Source organism: Dactylosporangium fulvum (assembly GCF_025137375.1).
GTDB classification, from domain to species: Bacteria; Actinomycetota; Actinomycetes; order Mycobacteriales; family Micromonosporaceae; genus Dactylosporangium; species Dactylosporangium fulvum.
The window spans coordinates 4,102,834-4,125,048 of sequence record NZ_CP073720.1 but is presented as its reverse complement, the minus strand read 5'-3'; the positions used below and the strand labels follow the sequence as shown (position 1 = coordinate 4,125,048).

The window sequence follows — 22,215 nt, the reverse complement described above, 5'->3', positions numbered from 1 at the left end:
GCCGCTGACGTTGCCACGGACGGTCACCGCCGGAGGGTTACCGGGCCGCCGACCGGGAACCTGGTGCGGAAGCGGCCAAGGAGGTGTCATCGTGGCACGGTACGGCGACGACGTGGTGGCGCTCGCGACACCGCTGACCGATCCGGGGGACGCGGACGAGTTCCTCGAACGGGTCGGCGACGCACGCGTGGTGATGCTCGGCGAGGCCACCCACGGCACGCACGAGTTCTACAGCTGGCGCGCGGCACTCACCCAGCGCCTGATCACCGAGCGCGGCTTCTCGTTCGTAGGGGTGGAGGGCGACTGGCCGGACTGCGAGCGGATCGACCACAGCGTCCGGATGCGCCCCGGCGCGCACGAGGATCCCCGCGATTCGCTGCTGGAGTTCGAACGCTGGCCGACGTGGATGTGGGCCAACGAGGAGGTCGTGGACTTCACCCGCTGGCTGCGCGGGCACAACGCGACGGTCGACGTGCCCGAGCAGGTCGGGTTTCACGGCCTGGACGTGTATTCGCTGTGGGCGTCGCTGCGCGAGCTCCTGCTGTACCTGCGCGAGAACGACCCCGAGATGGTGCCGGCGGCGCTGGCGGCCTACCGCTGCTTCGAGCCGTTCACCGAGGAACCGCAGCGCTCTGCGCCGGCGACCCGGTTCGCGCCGCTCAGCTGCGAGAACGAGGTCGTCGACCTGCTGGTCGACCTGCGCGAACGAGCGACCCACGGCGCCGAGGACGAGTTCACCGCCTGGCAGAACGCCGAGATCGTCGTCAACGCCGAGCGGTACTACCGGGCGCTGGTCGGCGGCGGCCCGGACGCCTGGAACCTCCGCGGCCGGCACATGGACGAAACGCTCGCCCGCCTGCTGGAGCACTACGAGGGCCGCATCGGCCCCGGTGCGAAGGCGGTGGTGTGGGCGCACAACACGCACGTCGGCGACGCCCGGGGCACCGAGATGGCCTGGTCCGGCGAGATCAGCATCGGCCGGCTCGCCCGGGAGCGCTACGGCGAGGACCGGGTGGTGCTCGCCGGGTTCGGCACCCACAGCGGCACCGTCGTCGCCGGCGAGGCGTGGGGCGCGCCGATGGCGGTGATGCCGCTGCCGGAGGCCCGCAAGGGTTCACTGGAGGACATCCTGCACCTCGCCGCGCCCCCGCAGGCGATGTTCCTCTTCCCCGCCGACGACCGGCCGGACCTGCTCGGGCACGAGCTGGGCCACCGGGCCGTCGGCGTCGTCTACGACCCGCGACGCGAGCACCGGGGCAACTACGTGACGACCGTTCTGGGCCGCCGCTACGACGCGTTCTACTGGTTCGACGAGTCGCATGCGGTCAGCCCGCTGCGCACCCACGCCGTGGACGTGCTGGAGCCGGAGGCGTACCCCGCGGGCGTCTGACCCGGCCCGCGACCCGGAAGGGAGGAGCCGTGCCCTACGACACCCCGACCTGCGTCGACGCGGCCGGCGTACGTCTGGACGCGGACGTCGTGGTCCCGCCGGACGCGCGCGGTCTCGTCGTGTTCGCGCACGGCAGCGGCAGCTCGCGGCAGAGCCCGCGCAACCGGATGGTGGCCGGCCGCCTCAACGGGGTGGGCTTCGCCACCGTGCTGACCGACCTGCTCACGTCCGCGGAGGACGCCCACGGCGGGGACCTGCGCTTCGACATCGGCCTGCTCGGCCGGCGGCTGCGCGCCGTGGTCGACTGGGCCGGCACCCAGCCGGACCTGGCCGCGCTGCCGCTGGGGCTGTTCGGCGCGAGCACGGGCGCCGCGGCGGCGCTGCTGGCGGCGGCGGACCGTCCCGAGCGGGTGCGCGCCGTGGTGTCCCGCGGCGGCCGGCCCGACCTGGCGGGCGAGGCGGTCCGCTCGGTGACCGCGCCGACGCTGCTCATCGTCGGTGGGCTGGACACCCCGGTGCTGGCGCTGAACAAGGCGGTCGCGCCGCTGTTCAGCGGCCCGGTCGCCATCCACGTCGTGCCGGGCGCCACCCACCTGTTCTCCGAGCCCGGCACGCTGGAGGCCGTGGTCGGTGCGGCGGCGGAGTGGTTCGACCGGTACCTCACCGACGGCGACCTCACCCTCGACGGATACCTCCCGGCCGGTGGCGGCTCCGGCGGATAGGCCGCCGCGGCCTGTTTCAGCCGGTGCCCTGCGCGCGCGGAACGCTCCCGTCCAGGAGGGCGGCACACCGGGCGCGGCGGCCGAGCAGATGGCTCGCCTTCCTCACGATCTTCGCCGGCTACGAGAACTCGATCAACCTCATCGGCAACTGCGTCCTCGCGCTGCTGCAGCGCCCCGAACTGCTCGCCGAGGTCCGCGCCGACGGAGCCGGCGGGGCACGGCGGGCCGCGATCGACGAGACGCTGCGCTTCGAGCCGCCGGGGCCGCTCGCCATCCGCCGCTTCGCGCTCGAGGATCTCACGTTCGGCACGGTGACCGTGCCGGCCGGCGCGACCGTGCTGCTCAGCCTGGCCTCCGCCAACCGCGATCCCGGGGTCGTCGACGACCCGGACACGTTCCGCCTCCGGCGGCCGAGCGCGCCGCACCTCGGCCTCGGCCACGGACCGCACTACTGCCTCGGCGCCGCCCTGGCCGTCCTGGAGGCGGACGTGGCCCTGGCCGAGCTGCTGCGGCGCTTCCCGGATCTGCGTCTGGCCCGGCCGGACGAGGCGCCCCGGTGGCGGCGGTCCTTCCGGACCCGCGCGCTGTCCGAGCTGCCGGTCTCGCTGGGCTGAGGCCCGCGCCGGAACTCCCCGGGACATACGGAGACCGGCATCCACGGGGGAAGATGCCGGTCTCGCCGATCACTGTACGGCTTTCGGGCCGGAAGTACCAGACCCTTCTTCAGAGGCGAGCGGTGACGGCGCCCGCCATGCCCTGCTCGCCGGCGGCGTTGGGATGGAACGGCGCCGCCGAGTTCTCGGGCACCACACCCTCGACCCACTCGACCCGGGCGAGACGTGGTGGGAGCGGCTGCTCACCCAGCGGTTCGAGTGGATGCACCGGCGGCCGGCAGCGTTTGCCCCGCGGGCCGCTGGGCAGGCTCGCCGGAGTCGAGCCACCCGCCGGCGGTGTCCGGCGCCGACCACTGTGAGGCAACCGTGAAGCCAACTGTCCGGCAGAGGATCTTGAGGAGCAACATGAACCGAAGAGTCGTGGGCGCCGCCGCAGTCGTCGCGGCAGGTGCCGGCGCCGGGGTCGCCATCGGCCGGGCCGTGCGCGGCCCCGACGGCCGCGTCCGTACCGACCGCTGGCACTGCGTCACCATCAACCGCGCACCGCAGGATCTCGGCGCGAAGCCTCCCCCGCTGGACGAGTTGCCCTTCCCGGTCGACATCCAGATCCGCCCCGCACCGGCCGGCCGCGGCACCGAGCTCGCGGTGCGGCTGGCCCGGCCCGGGAGCCGCGATGCGGTCCGCCGGCTGCGGCGGTCCCTGCGCGAGGCCCGGGCGATCGCCGAGGTCGGCGAGGTGCTGCTGCCGGACGCGCCGGGGACGGCCCGGCCGACCGTCACCTCGAAGCCGCTGGCGTACGCGACCCGGCACGGACGAGAGGAGGGCCGACTGTGAAGGCTGTGTGCTGGGAAGGCGTGAACAAGGTCGCCGTGGAGAACGTGCCGGATCCGCAGATCCGCAACAGCGGCGACGTGATCGTGAAGGTGCTCCGGAGTGTCACCTGCGGGTCGGACCTGCACCTGCTCGGCGGATACATCCCGTTCATGCGGCAGGGTGACGTGCTCGGCCACGAGTTCCTCGGCGAGGTCGTCGAGGTCGGCCCGGGCGTGCGCAACCACGCCGTCGGCGACCGGGTCGTGGTCTCGTCGTTCATCGCGTGCGGCAAGTGCTGGCACTGCCAGCGCGAAGAGTACTCGCTGTGCGACAACGGCAACACCAACCCGGACATCACCGAGACCCTGTGGGGCCAGGCGGTCGGCGGCTGCTACGGCTACTCGCACGCGATGGGCGGCTTCGCCGGCAGCCACGCCGAGTACACCCGCGTGCCGTTCGCGGACGTCGGCGCGTTCACCGTCCCGGAGTCGGTGAGCAACGAGCGGGCCCTGTTCGCGTCGGACGCGGGGCCGACCGGCTGGATGGGCGCCGACCTCGGCGGCGTCAAGCCGGGTGACGTGGTCGCCGTGTGGGGCGCCGGCGCCGTCGGCCAGATGGCCGCCCGGGCCGCGATCCTGCTCGGCGCCGACCGGGTCATCTGCATCGACAAGTACGACTACCGGCTCGTGATGGCGGAGCGCTACGTCGGCGCGGAGACGCTCAACTTCGAGCGGACCGACGTCGGCGCCGAGCTGCTGGAGCGCAGCGGCGGCCGCGGCCCGGACGTGTGCATCGAGGCGGTCGGCATGGAGGCCGACGCCGACGGCGCACACCACGTCTACGACAAGGTCAAGCAGCAGCTGCGGCTGGAGACCGACCGCGCGGCGGCGGTCCGGTCGGCGATCTACAACTGCCGCAAGGGCGGCAGCGTGTTCATCCTCGGCGTCTTCGCCGGCGTGGTCGACAAGTTCCCGCTCGGGGCGATGATGAACAAGGGCCTCACGGTCCGCGGGGCGCAGATGTACGGCCAGCGGTACATCCCGATGCTGCTGGAGCGCATGGCCCGCGACGAACTGGTGACCGAGCACCTCGCCACGCACACCATGTCGCTCGACGACGGGCCGCAGGGGTACCGCATGTTCAAGGAGAAGCTGGACGACTGCGTCCGATCGGTGTTCGTGCCGTAGCACCGCCACCGGAGGGGGCGGTCATCGCCCGGGCACCTCGTGCACCGCCGCCTCCTCCGCGGTCGGTCCCCCGCCGGCCGCCCCCGCGTCGTAGGCGATCATGTCCTTCTCGGTGTCCTCGCCGGTGCCCTCGTCCGGCTCGACGAGCCTGCCGACGGTACCGCTGCGGCGCCCCGGCCCGGTGTCGTACACGGAGATGTGCGAGTGCGGGTCCGGCCAGGCCGTCTCGTCGTCCGGAAAGTCGTCCAGCTCGGTGTTCTCGTCGACGGCGTCGATGTCCGTGCCGAGCGCGTCCGGGTCGAAGGTCTCGGCACTCGCCGGTCTGTCGACGGCGTCGGAGCGCTCCTCCTCGTCCCCGGCCGCGTTCAGCGCCGGATCGGGCTCCTCGCGACGGAGCTTGAGGTCGAGCGGCTCGCCGACGCGGGCCTCCTCGGGCGTGAGGCCGTAGTGGCCGACCGCGAGCGGCATGTCGTCGCGGTCGAGCGGAAGTCCCGCCGGCTCCGGGCCGTCGGAGATCCGGGGCGATTCGACCTCGTCCCAGGCGTGCGAGTCGTCGTCGGCCACGCCGGGCAGGCCCTTGGCCTCCGGGTCGGAGACCGGCCTGGGGAAAGTGTCTTCACGCATATCGCGGACCTACCCCGCGTACAAGGCCGTGACACGGACTCGTTTGCGCCGCCCGGCCCCCGGGTAGCGGCGCAGGCATGACCGCACACGACAAGGGCGTCGAGGGCGTCTGGCGCGACGAGGGGCGCCTGCCGCTCGACGAGCTGATGCAGGCGGTGGCTGTCTCCTCGCAGGAGGGCCAGGGCGACGACGTGGCCGGCAACGACGCCGGGATCGAGGAGGCGCTGCTGGCGCAGGAGCGGGAACGGCAGGAGTGGCGACGGCGGCACCGCGAGGGCGACCCGGACCCCGACAGCGAGATCGGCCGGTCGCTGCGGCCCGACTTCACCGGGCCGGTCGGCCCGGGCTGACCCCTGCTGCCACCCGGACGCCCGCCGCGCGGCAGCGGGTTTCGAAAAGCATGTCCCGCGACCGGTGTTTGGCCGCCGCGGCGCCGGGAAGTGCGCCTGACACGGATCACCGAATGCCGTGAAACGGGGAGATGACGAGCTTTGTCCGGTTCCGAGCCACCATCGCCACCGCCGAACCAGCCCCCGGACGAGCGGCCACCGGAGAAGCCGCCGCCGGAACTGCCGGAGCCGCCGCCCGAGAGCGGCGCCCGGCACATCGAAGTGCCCTCGTCCCATCGGTACCGCCGGCCCAGCGTGCCGCGGCGGCCGGATGAGGCCGTGCGGGCCGCCGAGGCCAGGACCGGCACCGCCGTGATCGAGCCGACCACCGCCCGGCCGCGCGTGCCGCTCGTGCGGCCCGAGGTGCCGGGCAACACGTTCACCCGGCTGCTGCGTACGACCGACGCCAAAGAGATCGGCATCCTGTACCTCGTCTCCTCCTTCGCGTTTTTCATCGTCGGCGGCTTCATGGCCCTGCTCATGCGGGCCGAACTGGCCCGGCCCGGGCTGCAGTTCCTGTCGGCCGAGCAGTACAACCAGCTGTTCACCGCACACGGCACGATCATGCTGCTGCTGTTCGCGACGCCGCTGGTCTTCGGCTTCGCCAACTACGTCGTGCCGCTGCAGATCGGCGCGGCCGACGTCGCGTTCCCGCGCCTCAACGCCGTCTCGTACTGGCTGTACCTCTTCGGCGGCACGCTCGTCGTGGCCGGCTTCGCCACCCCGGGCGGCGCGGCGGACTTCGGGTGGACCGGCTACACGCCGCTGAACACCGTGCAGAACAGCCCGGGCGTCGGCGGGGACATGTGGGCGATGGGCCTGGTCATCTCCGGGCTCGGGACGATCCTCGGCGCCGTCAACATGATCACCACGATCATCACGCTGCGGGCACCTGGCATGACGATGTTCCGGATGCCGATCTTCACCTGGAACATCCTGCTCACCGCGATGATGGTCATCCTGGTCTTCCCGATCCTCGCCGCCGCCCTGCTGGTGCTCGAGGCCCAGCGCAAGCTCGGGGCGACGGTCTACGACCCGGCCTACGGCGGGCCCATCATCTGGCAGCACCTGTTCTGGTTCTTCGGCCATCCCGAGGTGTACATCGTGGCGCTGCCGTTCTTCGGGATCGTCTCCGAGGTCATCCCGGTGTTCAGTCGCAAGCCGATCTTCGGGTACAAGGGCCTCGTCGCGGCCACCATCGCCATCACCGTCCTGTCGATGAGCGTGTGGGCGCACCACATGTTCGCGACCGGACAGGTCCTGCTGCCGTTCTTCTCGTTCCTGAGCTTCCTCATCGCCGTGCCGACCGGGATCAAGTTCTTCAACTGGATCGGCACGATGGCGAAGGGCCAGCTGACGTTCGAGACGCCGATGCTGTTCGCGATCGGCTTCCTCGTCACGTTCCTGTTCGGCGGCCTGTCCGGGGTGATCCTGGCCAGCCCCCCGATGGACTTCCACGTGACCGACACCTACTTCGTCGTCGCCCACTTCCACTACGTGCTGTTCGGCACGATCGTCTTCTCCGCCTTCGCCGGGGTGTACTTCTGGTTCCCGAAGATCACCGGCCGGATGCTCGACGAGCGCCTCGGCAAGCTGCACTTCTGGCTGACCTTCGTCGGCTTCCACACCACGTTCCTGATCCAGCACTGGCTCGGCACCCGCGGGATGCCCCGCCGCTACGCCGACTACCTGGCCACGGACGGGTTCACCACGTGGAACACGATCTCGACCATCGGCGCGTTCATCCTCGGCGCGTCGATGCTGCCGTTCCTGTGGAACGTCTGGAAGTCCTACCGGTTCGGCCGCGTCGTGGCCGTCGACGACCCGTGGGGCTTCGGCAACTCCCTCGAGTGGGCCACCAGCTGCCCGCCGCCGCGGCACAACTTCACCGCGATGCCGCGGATCCGCTCGGAGCGGCCGGCGTTCGACTTCAAGTACGGCAGGCAGCTCGCCGGCATCGGCCGTGACCGTCCGCAGCGCGAGGTCCGCCCCGGTCAGGAGCTGCACGATGAGAGCTGAGACCAAGCTCTTCGCCCTCGTCGGCGGGCTGCTCGTCGTCATCACCATCGTGTACGCGTACCTGACAGCCGCCCTCAACGGCGCCGTGGAACGCGTCGGCACGGTGGCGCTCGGACTGTCCTGCGTGCTGTGCGGCATGAGCGGCGGGTACTTCTGGCTCATCTCCCGCCGGATCCCGCCGCGGCCCGAGGACCGGGACGACGCCGACATCGCCGACGCCGCGGGAGAGGTCGGCTTCTTCAGCCCCTCGTCGTACTGGCCGCTCGGCATCGGCCTGAGCGCCGCGACGGCCGCGCTCGGCGTCGTGCTCTGGCAGCTGTGGATCGCCGCCGCCGGCATCGTCGGCGTCGTCGCGGCGGCCGCGGGAATGCTGTTCGAGTACTACACCGGGGCGAACCGGGGCTCCGAACTGTAGGCGCATTTGACGGCGGCCGCCGCTCCTTCGTTTGATGGGTGCCGACACCCCGGAAGGAGCCATCGGTCGGACATGGTCTCGCTGCTCGCCATCGCCATCCTGCTCATCCTGCTGACCGGCATCCTGGTCGTCGTGGTGCGGCTCGCGACCCGCCGCCGGCGCCGGGCGCAGCAGGTCACGCCACCGGTGCCGCCGCAGTCCCGGGTTCCGTTCCCGCCGCCGGCGCGACTCGCGCCCGGCCCGCGGCTCGGACCGCCGCCACAACCCGGGTTGCCGGCGCACCCGGTCTCACCGGCGTACCTCCCCGCACCCGCGCGACCGGTGTCGCCGGGGCCGTTCACGCCACCTGAGCCGTTCACCCCGCCGGAAGCGTTCGCGCCGACGCCCGCGCCGCGGTCCGCGCCGCCGGTGGCGCAGCTGGGCATCGACTTCGGCACGTCGAACACCGCCGCGGTCCTGCGCACCCCGGACGGGCGCCGGCTGCCGTTGCTGTTCGACGGCTCGCCGCTGCTGCCGTCGGCGGTCTTCGCCGGTGACGACGGCCGGCTGGTCGTCGGGCGGGACGCGCTGCACCTGGCCCGCACGGCGCCGGAGCGGTTCGAGCCCGCGCCGAAGCGCTGCGTCGACGACGGTCACCTGCTGCTCGGCGACCGCGAATACCCGGTCGCCGACGTGATCGGTGCCGTCCTGACCCGGGTCGTGGAGGAGGCACGGCGCATCCTCGACGGTGCCACGCCGAGCGTGGCGATCACCCACCCGGCGGCCTGGGGCCGGACCCGCCGGGACATGCTCACCGCCGGCGCCGCGCGGGCCGGCGTCACCGACGTCGCCCTCCTGCCCGAGCCGGTCGCGGCGGCGCGGTTCCTCACCGAGCTGCACGGCGCGGCTGTGCCGGACAACGGGGCGATCATCGTCTACGACTTCGGCGCCGGCACGTTCGACGCCACGGTGCTCGTCCGCGGCCGCGGCAGCTTCGAGGTGGCGGCGACCGAAGGGCGCACCGACAGTGGCGGCCGGGACATCGACGCGGCGCTGATGGCCCACATCGGTGCCACCTATGCCGGGCGGGACGCCGCCACCTGGCAGCGCCTGCAGCACCCCGCCACCGCGGCCGACCGGCGGGCGCGGTGGACGCTGCTCGACGACGTGCGCACCGCGAAGGAGATGCTGTCGCGGGCCGCGTCGACGATCGTGCACCTGCCGCTGTTCGAGGAGGAGCTGCTGCTGACCCGTGCCCAGCTCGAGCAGCTGGCCGGCCCGGTGATCGAGCGGACCGTCGCGGCGACCCGGGCGGCACAGGTGGCGGCCGGTCCCGTCGCCCGGCGACCGGCCGCGGTCTTCCTCGTCGGCGGGTCGAGCCGGATGCCGCTGGCCGGCACCAGCCTGCACCGGGTGTTCGATGTCGCACCGACCACGCTGGAGCGGCCCGAGACGGTGGTCGCGGAGGGCGCCGCGCTACCGGTGCCGGCCTGAACCGGGCCCAGGTCCCCGGCTCAGCCGGCGCCGGGGACCTGGGCCATGACGGCCAGCAGGGCGCCGTCGGGGTCGGCGAAGAACGCCATCCACTCCTCCGTGCCGGAGTCGTGCCGGAAGATCATGTGTGGTGCGCCCTCGAAGCGCACGCCGCGGGCCGTCAGCCGCTCGTGAGCCTCGTGGATGTCCGGCACCCGGAAGTACACCACCGGCTGGTCGGCCGGCGGCGCGCCGTTCTCGGCGGGGCTGAGGAACAGCCGGGTGCCGCCGCAGTCGAAGAACGCGAGGTCGCCGAACGTGTACAGGTGCGGCAGGCCGAGCACCCCGCCGTACCATGCCACGGCACGCGGGATGTCGCTCACGTGCCTGGCGATCTGCCCGATCGGGCCGAGTCGCAGCTCCGTCTCCACCGTCTCCACCGTTGACGCTCCTCTCCCTGCCGATGCACTGCCGGCCGGTCCGCGCAGCGCGCTTCGCGCCGGCACCCCTGGCCAGTGGCGCAGCTCCGCCCGGCTCGCCAGGCCGAGCTTGGCCAGCGCGTTGGCCACGTGGAACTTCACCGCGTCGAGGCTGACCCCGCGGCGGCGGGCGATCTGCCGGTTCGGCATGCCGTGCCGCACCGCGTCCACCACCTGCCACTCGGCGGGGGTCAGCACGTCGGGGTACCGCGGTCGGCCCCGCCGGCCGGGTCGGCTGCTCACGCCGTCACGCTAACCCGGGGACCGGCCGATTTACCCTCCCCCGGCCGTCCGGCGACGGCCGGCGGGCGCGGCGGCACCGGTGCGCGGGTGTCTCGAGGAAGGGTGAGGCCGACTCACCCTGACAACGGGCAGCGTCGACCAGAGCGATGCCGGAGCCGAGCGAGCATCGGAGGCACGCCGAGGAGGGTGAGCGATGTCCGCACCGAGCATGCCGATACCGGTATCGCCGGTATCGCCCTTCCCGCCGATCGAATCGTACGGCTTCCTGTCCGACTGCGAGACGACCGCGCTCGTCGCGCCCAGCGGCAACGTGGAGTGGCTCTGCCTGCCGCGCATCGACTCGCCCAGTATCTTCGGCGCGATCCTCGACCGGGGCGCGGGCCGGTTCCGCGTCGGGCCGGCCGACGTCATGGTGCCCGCGGCCCGGCGGTACCTCCCCGGCACGATGGTCCTGGAGACCAGCTGGGGCACGCGGACCGGCTGGCTCATCGTGCGGGACGTGCTGCTCATGGGTCCGTGGCACCACGACGACGAGCGGTCGCACACCCACCGCCGCGCGCCGACGGACTACGACGCCGAGCACGTACTGCTGCGCACCATCCGGTGCGTCAACGGCGAGGTGCAGCTCACGATGGACTGCGACCCGATGTTCGACTACGGACGGCTGGCCGGGCACTGGGAGTACACCGACTCCAACTACCACCAGGGCCTCTGCCGGGCCGACGGCGTCGACATCGACCTGTGCCTCACCACCGACCTGCGGATCGGCTTCGAGGGCAGCCGGGCGATCGCACGGACGCTGCTCAAGGACGGCGACACCCGCTACTGCGCGCTGTCGTGGACCGTCCACGAGCCGCCGCACGACTTCGCCGAGGCGTACTCCCGGCTGGTGTGGACCGCGCACCACTGGCAGCACTGGCTGGCCCGGGGCACGTTTCCCGACCACCCGTTCCGGGGGCACCTGGAGCGCAGCGCGCTGACCCTCAAGGGCCTGACGTTCGCCCCGACCGGCGCGCTCGCCGCGGCGGCCACGACCTCGCTGCCGGAGACGCCGGGCGGCACGCGCAACTGGGACTACCGGTTCTCCTGGATCAGGGACTCCACGTTCACGCTGTGGGCGCTCTACACGCTCGGGTTCAACTGGGAGGCCGACGACTTCCGCCGGTTCGTCAACGAGATCACCAGCCGGTACGTCGACCTCCAGGTCATGTACGGCGTCGGCGGCGAACGCGACCTCACCGAGCACACGCTGGACCATCTGCAGGGCTACGAGGGCGCCGGTCCGGTCCGGATCGGCAACGACGCGTTCAGCCATCGCCAGCACGACGTGTGGGGCGCCGTGCTCGACTCGGTGTCGCTGCAGGCGAAGACCCGCGACCGGTTCGACGAGCGGATGTGGCCGATCCTCGTCCACCAGGTCGAGAGCGCCGCGAAGCACTGGCGCGAGCCGGACCGCGGCATCTGGGAGGTCCGCGGCGAGCCGCGGCACTTCACCTCGTCCAAGGTCATGTGCTGGGTGGCGCTGGACCGGGGCGTGCGGCTGGCCCGGCTGCGCGACGACCGGCAGCTCGCCGAGCGGTGGCGGGCGATCGCGAACGAGATCCACGCCGACGTCTGCGAGCACGGTACCGACGAGCGCGGCGTCTTCACCCAGTACTACGGCACCGACGCGCTGGACGCCTCGGTACTGCTGGTGCCGCTGGTCCGGTTCCTCCCGCCCGACGATCCGCGGGTCCGCGCGACCGTGCTGGCCATCGCCGACGAGCTCACCGTCAACGACCTGGTGCTGCGGTACCGCCCGGAGGTCACGGACGACGGCGTCGACGGCCATGAGGGCACGTTCACCGTCTGCTCGTTCTGGCTGGTGTCGGCGCTCATCGAGATCGGCGAGGTCGAACGCGCCCGGCGACTGTGCGGCAAACTGCTGTCGTTCGCCGGGCCGCTCGGGCTCTACGCCGAGGAACTCGACGCCGACAGCGGCCGGCACCTGGGCAATTTCCCGCAGGCGCTGACCCACCTGTCGCTCATCAACGCGGTGTTCCACGTGATCCGCGCCGAAGAGGAATACGCCGAGAAGTTCGGCAGTGTGCAGCCCTGCTCCATGCCGTGACCTCAACCTCGAGGGCGATGTCCGGCGCCTCCGGCGGTCACGTCGGACTTCATCCCCGCCAGGGGAAACACATCCGTCCGTCCCGGCCGAGGCTGAGAAGTGATCCACCCACGGAAACCGGCTCCGTACAAAGAGCGTTCGGATCGAGAAGGGAACCGATCAGTCATGACACTCGCACCCTTCACCTCCCGACGGTGGCGTGGTGGCGGCGGTGGCCAGCTCACTCCCCTGTACCGCTGGGACCCGCTGCGGGAGATGGGCGACATCAACAACCGGTTCGGCCAACTGATGCAGGCGCTCCTGACCGACCCCACCGCGATCGGCGGGATGTCGCCGCTGGCGGTCCCGGTGGACATCGAGGAGACCGAAAACGCCTACATCGTCGAGATCGACGTGCCGAACGTCGACCCGCAGGACATCAACCTCGAGATACGCGGTGAGGAGCTGCGGATCTCGGGCAACTTCCAGGAGCGGGAGCGCAGCGGCATAGTCCGGCGCCAGAACCGCCAGCGGGGTGACTTCGAATACCTCATCGACCTGCCGAGCGACATCGACCCCAGCCAGGTCGAGGCGACCTGCAGCAACGGTGTCCTGATAGTCAACATCACCAAGACGCAGGAGGCACAGCCGCGCCGGATCGAGATCCAGCGTCAGGAAGGCCAGCAGGACCAGCGGGCCCAGCAGGGCCGGACGGGCCAGCAGGGCCAGCAGGGCCAGCAGGGCCAGCAGGGCCAGCAGGGCCAGCGCACCGGACAGCCGGGCGGAGGCGGCGGCCAGCGCTGACCACGACCGGCCCGGCACAGCGATTCGACCCTGCCGACTTCATCGGCAGGGTCGCCCACCGGGAGGACGTGCCGGCCGAGGTGGCCGAACGGCATGCAGCGGTGGTGCTGACCGCGCTCGGTCAGGCACTGGACGACGAGTCGTACCGGCATCTCACCGAACGGCTGCTGCGCGAGCCCTGAGCGCCCTGAACCGGCGAGCTTTCGAACAGCCTTCGTCTCACCCCCTTCGGATGACGCCGTCACCCGTGCCCGAAGAAGGCTCGGAGGAGAACCGAAGAAGGCTCGGCGGAGGACCGGGAAGGGAAAGGAGCAGTGATGCCCACTCAGACGATCGAGCGGACCGATCAGGAGATCCAGCACGACGTGCTCATGGAGCTGCGGTGGGATCCCATGCTCCAGCCCAACGACATCGCCGCGGCGGTGCGCGACGGCGTCGTGGCACTGGCCGGCTGGGTCGACAGCTACAACAAGAAGTGGGCCGCCGAACGGGCCGTGGGCCGGATACGTGGCGTGCAGGCCGTCGCCGACGACATCGAGGTACGGCTGCCCGTCGACGCGCAACGCCCGGACCCCGACATCGCGACCGCCGCGCTGCGCGCCCTGCTGTGGGACGCGTTCGTGCCCGTCGGTCAGGTTCAGGTCAATGTCTCCGACGGCTGGGTGACACTACGCGGCGAGGTCGAGTGGGGACACGAGCGGCGGGCCGCCGAGCACGCCGTCCGCCAGCTCCGGGGTGTGCGTGGCGTGACCAACCTGATCACGGTGAAGCCGCGGCGGCCGACGCCGGAACAGTTGCGCCGCGAGATCGAGCAGGCGTTGGTGCGCAGTGCCGAGACCGACGCCGAACACATCAACGTGACCGTCGAGGGCGACACGGTGATCCTGACCGGCCGGGTCCGTCCCTGGATCGAGAAGCAGGAAGCGGAGCGCGTCGCCTGGTCCGCACCCGGCGTACGCGCGGTGGACAACCGCATCGTCGCCGGTTGATCTTCACGAGAACAGAGGAGGGCTGTCGCCATGACCAATCCGGCCGACGCCGGTACACCGCAGGAAAGCAACTCGATGCCGTTCACCCGCGGCGGTAGGCCCGTCACCCCGGACCGCGCCGCCACCTGGGACATCGGTTCGCCGGAGCGGCCGATGATGACGATCGCCACCTATCCCAACTACCTCGAGGCCCAGCGGGCGGTCGACCGCCTGTCCGACGCCAAGTTCCCGGTCGACCGGGTCACCATCGTCGGCACGGACGTACGCCTGGTGGAAAAGGTGCTGGGCCGGATGACGATCGGTCGCGCGGCGCTCGCCGGCGCCGGCAGCGGCGGATGGTTCGGCCTGCTGGTCGGCGTGCTGCTCGGCATCTTCGCCGTCGGCGCGTGGTGGCGGGTCGTGGTCTTCGCCGTTGTCGCCGGTCTGCTGTGGGGCGCCGCGTTCGGCGCGATCGCCCACGCGATGACCGGCGGCCAGCGGGACTTCAAGTCGGCCAGCAACATCCAGGCGTCCACGTATTCGCTCATGATCGACGCCGAGTACGCCGACCAGGCACGGCAGATCCTCGGCGGGACAACGGCGGGCTGACGGCGGCGTTCCCCCGCACGGCCTCGCCGCGCCGTCGCGGGGGAACGCCGCGACCACCTGCCTACCGGCGCCGATGGCCTCCGACTACGGAACCGCTGAACTTCGCGGGCCGTGGGCCCGCACAACACCGACAGGCGAGAGGAGACCCGCTCATGGCGAGGGCTGTGGGGATCGACCTGGGCACGACGAACTCGGTGATCGCCGCGTACGAAGGCGGTCAACCGACCGTGATTCCGAACGCGGAGGGGAGCCGGACGACGCCGTCGGTGGTGGCCTACACCGAGACCGGCGAGCGCCTCGTCGGGCAGTTGGCCAGGCGGCAGGCGGTGCTCAACCCGAAAGGGACGATCTACTCGGCGAAGCGGTTCGTCGGCCGCAAGTTCGAGGAGGTCGCCGAGGAGATCAAGACGGTCACCTACGACGTCGCCCCCGGACCCGAGGGCACGGTCCGCTTCAACGTCCGCGGCAAGCTGATCTCGCCGGAGGAGGTGTCGGCGCAGGTCCTGCGCAAGCTCGCCGACGACGCGGCGAGGCACCTCGGCGAGAAGGTCACCGAGGCGGTCGTCACCGTCCCGGCGTACTTCAACGACGCCCAGCGGCAGGCGACCAAGGACGCCGGCCGCATCGCCGGCCTGGAAGTGCTGCGGATCATCAACGAGCCGACCGCGGCCGCGCTCGCCTACGGGCTCGACAAGGCCGGCCACGAGACGGTGCTGGTGTTCGACCTCGGTGGCGGCACGTTCGACGTGAGCATCCTCGACGTCGGCGACGGTGTCGTGGAGGTGCGGGCCACCGCCGGCGACACGCACCTGGGCGGCGACAACTTCGACCACCGGCTGGTCGACCACCTCGCCGACGAGTTCAAGCGCGAGAACGGCATCGACGTGCGCAAGGACCCGCAAGCGCTGCAGCGGCTCACCGAGGCCGCCGAGCGCGCGAAGATCGAACTGTCGTCGGTGACCCAGACGCAGGTCAACCTGCCGTTCATCACCGCCGACGCGACGGGGCCGAAGCACCTGACGGCGACGGTCACGCGGGCCAGGTTCGAGGAGCTGACCCACGACCTGCTGGAGCGGACGATGGGTCCGGTGCGGCAGGCGATGAGCGACGCGAAGATCAGCGTCGAGGACCTCGACGAGGTCATCCTCGTCGGCGGCGCGACCCGCATGCCGGCCGTCCAGGCCCTCGTGCGGCGGCTCACCGGCGGCAAGGAACCGAACATGACGGTCAACCCCGACGAGGTGGTCGCGCTCGGCGCGGCGATCCAGGCCGGGGTGCTCAAGGGCGAGGTGCAGGACGTCGTCCTGCTCGACGTCACGCCGCTGTCGCTCGGCGTCGAGACGCTCGGCGGCCTGATGACGAAGGTGATCGACCGCAACACGACCATTCCGACCCGCCGCAGCGAGGTGTTCTCCACGGCGGAGGACAACCAGCCGGCTGTCGACGTGGTGGTGCTGCAGGGCGAGCGGGAACGCGCCGCCGACAACCGGGTGCTGGGCCGCATGCGGCTGGAGAACATCCGGCCGGCACCGCGCGGCACGCCGCAGATCGAGGTCACCTACGACATCGACGCCAACGGCATCCTGAACGTCTCCGCGCGGGACAAGGACACCAACGCCGAGCAGAAGATCACCATCACCGAGAGCGGCACCCTCGACAAGGCCGACGTCGAACGGCTCCTCCACGAGGCGGAGCAGCACCGGGCCGAGGACCAGCGGATGCGCGAGGAGGTCGACGCCCGCAACTCGCTGGACAGCATGGCCTACCAGGTCGAGCGCCAGCTGAACGAACTGGGCGACCAGGTGCCGGAGCACGACCGGGCACGCGCGAACATGCTCCTCGAGGAGGCCCGGCAGGCCGTGCGCGACCAGGCACCGCTGGACCAGTCCCGCAGGATCACCGGGGATCTGCAGCAGATGCTGTACGCGCTGAGCGCCCGCCCGGCGGAAGCCAGGGCCGGACAACCCGGCGGCGGTCAGGAGCAGCCCGCCGGAGCGCGACCGGACGGCAGCGAGGACGTCATCGACGCCGACTTCAGCACGGGCTGAGCCATGACCGAACATCGCGCGGCCGAACAGGCCGCCACCGACGAGACCGTGGCCAAGCCGGCCGGGACACCGCCCGGCGACGAGGCCGCCGACCTCCGGGACAAGTGGCAGCGGGCCCTCGCGGAGCTGGCCAACACCCGGAAGTGGGCCAGCCGCAACGCGGCCGACCAGCGGCTCAACGAGCGCCTCGCGGTGTCGGCGGCGTGGTTGCCGGTCCTGGACCACCTCGACCTGGCGCTGCAGCACGCCGAGGCCGACCCGGCGACGATCGTGGCGGGCGTCCAGCACGTGCGCGAGCAGGCCCAGCGGGTGCTCTCGCTGCTGGGGTTCGAACCGATCGGCACGGTGGGCGAGCCCTTCGACCCGAAGCTGCACGAGGCGGCCGAGGTGGTCGAGGACGCCGTGGTGCCACCCGGCACGGTGGCCCGGGTGCTGCTGCCCGGATACGCGAAGGGCGATCGCCTGCTGCGGCCGGCGGTCGTCGCGGTGGGCGCCGCCCCGCAGCAGGCCGGCGGACCGGAAGCCGCCGCGGAGTCCCGGCCTGCGGCAGGCCCAGACGACCGACCGGGTGGCGGAGCGGATGGCGACTGAGTCGAACGACTACTACGACATCCTCGGTGTGCCCCGGGACGCCGACGCCGAACAGATCCAGCGCGCGTACCGCACACTCGCGCGGCGGCACCACCCGGACGTCAACAAGTCGCCGGGGGCCGAGGACCGGTTCAAGAAGATCAACGAAGCGTACAACGTGCTGTCCGACCCGGGCCGCCGGCGCAAGTACGACCAGTTCGGCGACGCCTGGCGGCAGATCCCCGACGACTTCGAGCAGGCGGCCGGCCGGACCGGCGCCGGGGCGTGGGCCCCGGCCGGCGCCGGCGGCGCCGGCGGTGGCGGTGGCGGTGGCGGATGGGGCGGCGCTCAGGGCTTCCGCTCGGGCCGGGCCGCCGGCGGCGTGGTCGACGTCGAGGACCTCTTCGAGAGCCTCTTCGGCGGGCGGGCCGGCGGGCCGCGCAGCTTCGGGCCGGTCCGGGGTGCCGACACCGAGGCCGAGCTCACGATCAGCGTGGAGGACGCCTTCCACGGCGACCGGCGCAAGATCACGCTGCCGGCCCCGTCCGGCGGCACCCGCGAGTACGAGGTCACCATCCCGCGCGGCGTGACCGAGGGATCGCGGATCCGGCTCGCCGGCCAGGGCGGCTCGGGAACCGACGGCGGGCCGCGCGGCGACCTGTACCTCCGCGTCCACATCGCGCCGCACCCGCGGTACCGCGTCAAGGGCCGCGACATCACCGTCGACCTCCCCGTCGCACCGTGGGAGGCGGCACTCGGCGCGACCGTGCCCCTGGAGACGCCGGACGGTGTCGTCCAGGTGCACGCGCCGCCCGGCACGCCGTCCGGACGGCGGCTGCGGCTGCGCGGGAAGGGCATGCCGAACCCCCGGGGAGCCCCCGGCGACCTCTACGCCAACGTCAAGATCGTGGTACCGCCCAAACTCTCCGACGAAGAGCGTCACCTGCTGGAGCAGTGGGCCAGGGTGTCGACGTTCGACCCCCGGCGGGCGGGATGACCCACCGACGCGAAGCACTGCCCAGGAGACGAACATGGACCTCAACCGGCTGACCGAGAAGTCACAGCAAGCCCTCCACGACGCCCAGACAAGGGCCCTGCGATTCGGGCACACCGAGGTCGACGGCGAGCACCTGCTGCTCGCCCTGCTCGACCAGCCGGACGGCATCGCGCCGCGCCTGCTGACGGCCATGGACGCCGACGTCGACCAGGTCCGCGACCGAGTCGAGGCCGAACTGCGGCGGCGGCCGTCCGTGTCCGGGCCCGGCGCCCAACCGGGGCAGGTCATGGTCACGCAACGGCTGGCCCGGCTGCTGGACGCCGCCGAGCGCGAGGCCGGACGCCTCAAGGACGAGTACGTGTCGGTGGAGCACCTGCTGCTCGCGCTCGACGAGGAGGGTCCCGGCACGGCCGTCGGCCGCGTCCTGCGCGACCTCGGCATCACCCGGGAGCGCCTCCTGACCGCGCTCAGCGGCATCCGCGGCGCGCAGCGGGTCACGTCGGCCAACCCGGAGGCGGCCTACGAGGCCCTCGAGAAGTACGGCCGGGACCTGGTCGCGGACGCCCGCGCCGGACGGCTCGACCCGGTCGTCGGCCGTGACAACGAGATCCGCCGGGTCGTGCAGATCGTGTCCCGCAAGACCAAGAACAACCCGGTGCTCGTCGGCGACCCGGGCGTCGGCAAGACCGCCATCGTCGAAGGGCTCGCCCAGCGCATCGTCGACCAGGACGTGCCGGAAGGACTCCGAGACAAGATCATCTTTGCGCTCGACATGGGCTCGCTCGTGGCCGGCGCGAAGTACCGCGGTGAATTCGAGGAACGGCTCAAGGCGGTGCTCACCGAGGTGACCGCGGCGCAGGGACGCATCCTGCTGTTCATCGACGAGCTGCACACCGTCGTCGGCGCCGGCGCCGCCGAGGGTGCGCTCGACGCCGGGAACATGCTCAAGCCGATGCTCGCCCGCGGCGAGCTGCGGATGATCGGCGCCACAACCCTCGCGGAGTACCGCAAGCACATCGAGAAGGACGCGGCCTTCGAGCGGCGGGTCCAGCCGATCCTGGTCGAGGAGCCGACGCCGGAGGACGCCGTGACGATCCTGCGCGGGCTGCGGGAGCGGCTGGAGGTCTTCCACGGGGTGCGCATCCAGGACGGCGCGCTCGTCGCGGCGGTCGAGCTGTCCCACCGGTACATCACCGACCGCTTCCTGCCGGACAAGGCGATCGACCTCGTCGACGAGGCCTGCGCGATGCTGCGCACCGAGATCGACTCCCAGCCCGCCGAGCTGGACGAGGCGAGCCGCCGGCTGATGCGGCTGGAGATGGAGGTGGCCGCACTGTCCAAAGAGGACGACCCGGCCAGCCTCGCCCGCCGCGACCAGATCCAGCGGGAGGCCGCCGACCTGCGCGCCCAGGTCGACGCGATGCGGGCGCAGTGGACGGCGGAACGCCAGGCCATCCACCGGGTCCAGGCGCTGCGCGAGGAGATCGAACGGATCCGCCGCGAGGCCGAACACGCCGAGCGCGCCTACGACCTGGACCGCGCCGCCGAGCTGCGCCTCGGCCGGCTGCCGGAGCTCGAGCGCAGGCTCCATGCCGAGGAGGAGCGGCTCACCACGAAGCAGAGCGGCCACCGGCTGCTGCGCGAGGTCGTGACGCCGGACGAGATCGCGCAGGTCGTGGCCCGGTGGACCGGCATACCGACCACCCGGCTGCTGGAGACCGAGCGGCAGAAGCTGCTGCGGCTCGACGAGATCCTGCACGAGCGGGTCGTCGGCCAGGACGAAGCGGTGCAGGCGGTCGCCGACGCGATCATCCGGGCCCGCTCCGGCATCCGCGACCCGCGCCGGCCCATCGGCTCGTTCCTCTTCCTCGGCCCGACCGGTGTCGGCAAGACCGAGCTCGCCAAGGCGCTCGCCGCCGCGATGTTCGACACCGACCAGAACATGATCCGGCTCGACATGAGCGAGTACCAGGAACGGCACACGGTCTCCCGGCTCGTCGGCGCGCCGCCCGGCTACGTCGGCTACGAGGAGGGCGGCCAGCTCACCGAGGCGGTGCGGCGCAAGCCCTACTCGGTGGTGCTGCTCGACGAGATCGAGAAGGCCCACACCGACGTGTTCAACATCCTGCTGCAGGTGCTCGAGGACGGCCGGCTCACCGACTCGCAGGGCCGCACCGTCGACTTCCGCAACACCATCATCATCATGACGAGCAACCTCGGCTCGCAGTACCTCCTGGAGGGCGTCACCAGCGACGGGCAACTCACCGACGAGGCCCGCGAGGCCGTGACGGCCACGCTGCGCTCGCACTTCCGGCCCGAGTTCCTCAACCGCGTTGACGACACCGTGCTGTTCAAGCCGCTGACGCTGGAGGACATCGAGCAGGTCGTCGAGCTGATGCTCAACGACCTGCGTGCCCGCCTCATGGCCGACCGGCGCATCAAGCTGGAGGTGACCGAGGCGGCGCTGCGCCACATCGCCGCCGAGGGCTTCGACCCGGTGTTCGGCGCCCGTCCGCTGCGCCGCTACCTGCAACGGCAACTGGAGACGCCGATCGCGCGCATGCTGCTGCGGTCGGAGGGCCACGAGGAGGACACGATCGTGGCGGACCTGGGTCCGGCCGGTCTCGAGGTCGGCTGGGCGGGTGCCCCGGCCGGCGCCGCGGTGTCCTCGTGACACGCGGGCCGCGGCCACGGCGTGGCAGCGACCGTTCCAGCGAGTGAATGGGGTCCGGTCTCGCCGCCGCGTGGGCGGCCGATCGCGCCGCGCATGGCCTTCGCCCCGGGGGGCGGTGTGCCACCGTCAGTCGTGTGCCGAGGGGCCGCGGGTCGTCAGGGCGCCGGTGCTGTCGAACTTCCACAACAAGGCCCCCAGGCCGTAGGCGCAGACGACCGTCGTGGTCTGGGCCTGCTCTCGGCGCAGGCGGGCCAGGCTGACGAGCATCACGGCCGCCTCGGGGCCGACGAACGTGACACCGGTGGCGTCGATCGTCAGTGCCGCCGGCACGTCGGCCAGCGGGGCCAGCACCTCGGCGAGCACCCGGCGGTTCGAGCGGTGCAGGTCGCCGGTCAGCACCAGCCCCGGCGGTTCCTCGACCGCCCGGAACCGGAACGCCGCGCCGTTGTCGATGATCGGGTGCGCCGAGCAGACCCCCTCGATCGTCGCATCGTCGAAGAGCCGCCGGTCGTACTGGCAGATCGCCGCCATCCAGCCCGTCGTGAACAGCCTGTTGACGGCGGTCTCGTAATCCGCAAGCCGCTCGCCGAGCGGCTGGTCCGCGGCCCATGCCATGTCGGCGATGACCCGCAGGCCCGCGTAGCCCCGCTGCTGCGAGTCGTCGATCGCGGCGGCGTAGATCCCGATCATCCGGTCGCCGTCGAACCCGCCTCCGGAGAGGTAGAGCTCCCGGCCGGCGGCGATCTCGACGTGCCCGGCCACGGCGGCCGCCGGATAGCCGGGCACCCGCTCGGCGAGACGGCGGTGCAGCCGCTCCACGGGCTGGATCGTCGTGACGAGGATTGTCTTGCAGTGATCGCGGAGGCCACCGGCGGTCAGGGTCACCGCGGCGTCGAACCACTCCGCGTCCGACGCTGCCGCGAGGCACACATGGTCGCCGGGCCGCAGCGTTGCGATCGCGTTCCCCACGTCAGGCGGGTCCTCTCGTGGTCCGCGCGGCAGAAGCTCTGACGCATCGTACTCACCGACGCCGATCGGAATCGACCGGCCGAACCGACGACCCCGAGGGGGGCACACGCCCACGGCCCCACACGGTCGTCCGTGTCGCT

At 72.0% G+C, this 22,215-nt stretch carries 22 protein-coding genes; 18 read left to right on the top strand and 4 right to left on the bottom strand.

The genetic code is table 11. From position 1 onward, the window contains the following. Positions 1-91 precede the first annotated feature (91 nt). Genes Dfulv_RS19550 through Dfulv_RS19540 form a run of 3 tightly spaced genes read left to right on the top strand, consistent with a single transcriptional unit; the run spans position 92 to position 2,726 of the window. A complete protein-coding gene (locus Dfulv_RS19550) occupies positions 92-1,390 on the top strand; it encodes an erythromycin esterase family protein (protein WP_406567975.1) in 1,299 nt (432 codons plus the stop codon). Between the two features lie 29 nt (positions 1,391-1,419). Beyond that, positions 1,420-2,112 (top strand): dienelactone hydrolase family protein, encoded by a 693-nt coding sequence (locus Dfulv_RS19545; RefSeq protein WP_259865447.1) that lies wholly within the window; start codon positions 1,420-1,422, stop codon positions 2,110-2,112. Between the two features lie 23 nt (positions 2,113-2,135). Continuing rightward, positions 2,136-2,726 carry a cytochrome P450 gene (locus tag Dfulv_RS19540; RefSeq protein WP_259865446.1) on the top strand — a complete coding sequence of 197 codons (591 nt, stop codon included), beginning with the start codon at positions 2,136-2,138 and terminating at the stop codon, positions 2,724-2,726. A gap of 109 nt (positions 2,727-2,835) precedes the next feature. Here Dfulv_RS19540 and Dfulv_RS19535 read toward each other — a convergent pair whose 3' ends face one another. After that, entirely contained in the window at positions 2,836-2,994 is a 159-nt protein-coding gene (locus tag Dfulv_RS19535) for a hypothetical protein (RefSeq protein ID WP_259865445.1), read from the bottom strand. 137 nt (positions 2,995-3,131) lie between these two features. On the opposite strand from Dfulv_RS19535, the gene Dfulv_RS19530 reads away from it, so the two are divergent. Both Dfulv_RS19530 and Dfulv_RS19525 read left to right on the top strand, forming a co-directional pair. Then, positions 3,132-3,560, top strand: coding sequence for a hypothetical protein (locus tag Dfulv_RS19530; protein WP_259865444.1), 429 nt, complete (start codon positions 3,132-3,134; stop codon positions 3,558-3,560). Continuing rightward, positions 3,557-4,726 carry a zinc-dependent alcohol dehydrogenase gene (locus tag Dfulv_RS19525; protein WP_259865443.1) on the top strand — a complete coding sequence of 390 codons (1,170 nt, stop codon included), beginning with the start codon at positions 3,557-3,559 and terminating at the stop codon, positions 4,724-4,726. The genes Dfulv_RS19530 and Dfulv_RS19525 overlap by 4 nt, the downstream gene beginning before the upstream one ends. Before the next feature lie 21 nt (positions 4,727-4,747). Here the strand turns inward: Dfulv_RS19525 and Dfulv_RS19520 are convergent, their stop codons facing one another. After that, positions 4,748-5,350: a DUF5709 domain-containing protein gene (locus tag Dfulv_RS19520; RefSeq protein ID WP_259865442.1), complete on the bottom strand. Its 603-nt coding sequence runs from the start codon at positions 5,348-5,350 to the stop codon at positions 4,748-4,750. A 77-nt stretch (positions 5,351-5,427) separates the two neighbouring features. Between Dfulv_RS19520 and Dfulv_RS19515 the strand changes: the two genes are divergently transcribed. From Dfulv_RS19515 to Dfulv_RS19500, 4 genes are all read left to right on the top strand, one after another. Further along, positions 5,428-5,700 carry a hypothetical protein gene (locus Dfulv_RS19515; RefSeq protein ID WP_259865440.1) on the top strand — a complete coding sequence of 91 codons (273 nt, stop codon included), beginning with the start codon at positions 5,428-5,430 and terminating at the stop codon, positions 5,698-5,700. Between the two features lie 351 nt (positions 5,701-6,051). After that, the gene (gene ctaD, locus Dfulv_RS19510; RefSeq protein ID WP_406568022.1) at positions 6,052-7,758 is read left to right on the top strand and encodes an aa3-type cytochrome oxidase subunit I; all 1,707 of its coding nucleotides are present in this window, start codon (positions 6,052-6,054) and stop codon (positions 7,756-7,758) included. Then, the gene (gene ctaF / locus Dfulv_RS19505; protein ID WP_259865439.1) at positions 7,748-8,173 is read left to right on the top strand and encodes a cytochrome c oxidase subunit 4; all 426 of its coding nucleotides are present in this window, start codon (positions 7,748-7,750) and stop codon (positions 8,171-8,173) included. Before ctaD ends, ctaF begins: the two co-directional genes overlap by 11 nt. Positions 8,174-8,245: 72 nt before the next feature. Next, positions 8,246-9,646 carry an Hsp70 family protein gene (locus Dfulv_RS19500; protein ID WP_259865438.1) on the top strand — a complete coding sequence of 467 codons (1,401 nt, stop codon included), beginning with the start codon at positions 8,246-8,248 and terminating at the stop codon, positions 9,644-9,646. A 20-nt stretch (positions 9,647-9,666) separates the two neighbouring features. Here the strand turns inward: Dfulv_RS19500 and Dfulv_RS19495 are convergent, their stop codons facing one another. Then, on the bottom strand, positions 9,667-10,347 hold the full coding sequence (locus Dfulv_RS19495; RefSeq protein ID WP_259865437.1) for a VOC family protein: 681 nt from the start codon (positions 10,345-10,347) through the stop codon (positions 9,667-9,669). Positions 10,348-10,540: 193 nt separating this feature from the next. On the opposite strand from Dfulv_RS19495, the gene Dfulv_RS19490 reads away from it, so the two are divergent. The 9 genes from Dfulv_RS19490 to clpB all read left to right on the top strand — a co-directional run bounded on the left by Dfulv_RS19490 (position 10,541) and on the right by clpB (position 21,106). Then, on the top strand, positions 10,541-12,457 hold the full coding sequence (locus Dfulv_RS19490) for a glycoside hydrolase family 15 protein (protein WP_259865436.1): 1,917 nt from the start codon (positions 10,541-10,543) through the stop codon (positions 12,455-12,457). Positions 12,458-12,622: 165 nt separating this feature from the next. Beyond that, positions 12,623-13,240: an Hsp20/alpha crystallin family protein gene (locus Dfulv_RS19485; protein WP_259865435.1), complete on the top strand. Its 618-nt coding sequence runs from the start codon at positions 12,623-12,625 to the stop codon at positions 13,238-13,240. Beyond that, a complete protein-coding gene (locus tag Dfulv_RS19480; RefSeq protein WP_319805841.1) occupies positions 13,237-13,422 on the top strand; it encodes a DUF2267 domain-containing protein in 186 nt (61 codons plus the stop codon). The genes Dfulv_RS19485 and Dfulv_RS19480 overlap by 4 nt, the downstream gene beginning before the upstream one ends. Before the next feature lie 135 nt (positions 13,423-13,557). After that, complete coding sequence (locus Dfulv_RS19475) at positions 13,558-14,229, top strand: BON domain-containing protein (RefSeq protein WP_259865434.1); 672 nt, start codon at positions 13,558-13,560, stop codon at positions 14,227-14,229. Positions 14,230-14,259: 30 nt separating this feature from the next. After that, positions 14,260-14,817: a general stress protein gene (locus Dfulv_RS19470; RefSeq protein ID WP_259865433.1), complete on the top strand. Its 558-nt coding sequence runs from the start codon at positions 14,260-14,262 to the stop codon at positions 14,815-14,817. 152 nt (positions 14,818-14,969) lie between these two features. Then, positions 14,970-16,865: a molecular chaperone DnaK gene (gene dnaK, locus Dfulv_RS19465; RefSeq protein WP_259865432.1), complete on the top strand. Its 1,896-nt coding sequence runs from the start codon at positions 14,970-14,972 to the stop codon at positions 16,863-16,865. 3 nt (positions 16,866-16,868) lie between these two features. Continuing rightward, on the top strand, positions 16,869-17,456 hold the full coding sequence (locus tag Dfulv_RS19460; RefSeq protein WP_259865430.1) for a nucleotide exchange factor GrpE: 588 nt from the start codon (positions 16,869-16,871) through the stop codon (positions 17,454-17,456). Continuing rightward, positions 17,446-18,432 carry a DnaJ C-terminal domain-containing protein gene (locus Dfulv_RS48585; protein ID WP_319805811.1) on the top strand — a complete coding sequence of 329 codons (987 nt, stop codon included), beginning with the start codon at positions 17,446-17,448 and terminating at the stop codon, positions 18,430-18,432. Before Dfulv_RS19460 ends, Dfulv_RS48585 begins: the two co-directional genes overlap by 11 nt. A gap of 34 nt (positions 18,433-18,466) precedes the next feature. After that, complete coding sequence (gene clpB / locus Dfulv_RS19445) at positions 18,467-21,106, top strand: ATP-dependent chaperone ClpB (RefSeq protein WP_259865428.1); 2,640 nt, start codon at positions 18,467-18,469, stop codon at positions 21,104-21,106. 126 nt (positions 21,107-21,232) lie between these two features. Here clpB and Dfulv_RS19440 read toward each other — a convergent pair whose 3' ends face one another. After that, a complete protein-coding gene (locus Dfulv_RS19440) occupies positions 21,233-22,075 on the bottom strand; it encodes an MEDS domain-containing protein (RefSeq protein WP_259865424.1) in 843 nt (280 codons plus the stop codon). Positions 22,076-22,215: the final 140 nt, after the last annotated feature.

Excerpts from the sequence above, each read along its gene's own strand:
- Dfulv_RS19530 (WP_259865444.1), top strand. The coding sequence starts at position 3,132 with ATGAACCGAAGAGTCGTGGGCGCCGCCGCAGTCGTCGCGGCAGGTGCC.
- Dfulv_RS19520 (WP_259865442.1), bottom strand. The coding sequence starts at position 5,350 with ATGCGTGAAGACACTTTCCCCAGGCCGGTCTCCGACCCGGAGGCCAAG.
- Dfulv_RS19515 (WP_259865440.1), top strand. The coding sequence starts at position 5,428 with ATGACCGCACACGACAAGGGCGTCGAGGGCGTCTGGCGCGACGAGGGG.
- ctaF (WP_259865439.1), top strand. The coding sequence starts at position 7,748 with ATGAGAGCTGAGACCAAGCTCTTCGCCCTCGTCGGCGGGCTGCTCGTC.
- Dfulv_RS19500 (WP_259865438.1), top strand. The coding sequence starts at position 8,246 with ATGGTCTCGCTGCTCGCCATCGCCATCCTGCTCATCCTGCTGACCGGC.
- Dfulv_RS19490 (WP_259865436.1), top strand. The coding sequence starts at position 10,541 with ATGTCCGCACCGAGCATGCCGATACCGGTATCGCCGGTATCGCCCTTC.
- Dfulv_RS19485 (WP_259865435.1), top strand. The coding sequence starts at position 12,623 with ATGACACTCGCACCCTTCACCTCCCGACGGTGGCGTGGTGGCGGCGGT.
- Dfulv_RS19475 (WP_259865434.1), top strand. The coding sequence starts at position 13,558 with ATGCCCACTCAGACGATCGAGCGGACCGATCAGGAGATCCAGCACGAC.
- Dfulv_RS19470 (WP_259865433.1), top strand. The coding sequence starts at position 14,260 with ATGACCAATCCGGCCGACGCCGGTACACCGCAGGAAAGCAACTCGATG.
- dnaK (WP_259865432.1), top strand. The coding sequence starts at position 14,970 with ATGGCGAGGGCTGTGGGGATCGACCTGGGCACGACGAACTCGGTGATC.
- Dfulv_RS19460 (WP_259865430.1), top strand. The coding sequence starts at position 16,869 with ATGACCGAACATCGCGCGGCCGAACAGGCCGCCACCGACGAGACCGTG.
- Dfulv_RS48585 (WP_319805811.1), top strand. The coding sequence starts at position 17,446 with ATGGCGACTGAGTCGAACGACTACTACGACATCCTCGGTGTGCCCCGG.
- clpB (WP_259865428.1), top strand. The coding sequence starts at position 18,467 with ATGGACCTCAACCGGCTGACCGAGAAGTCACAGCAAGCCCTCCACGAC.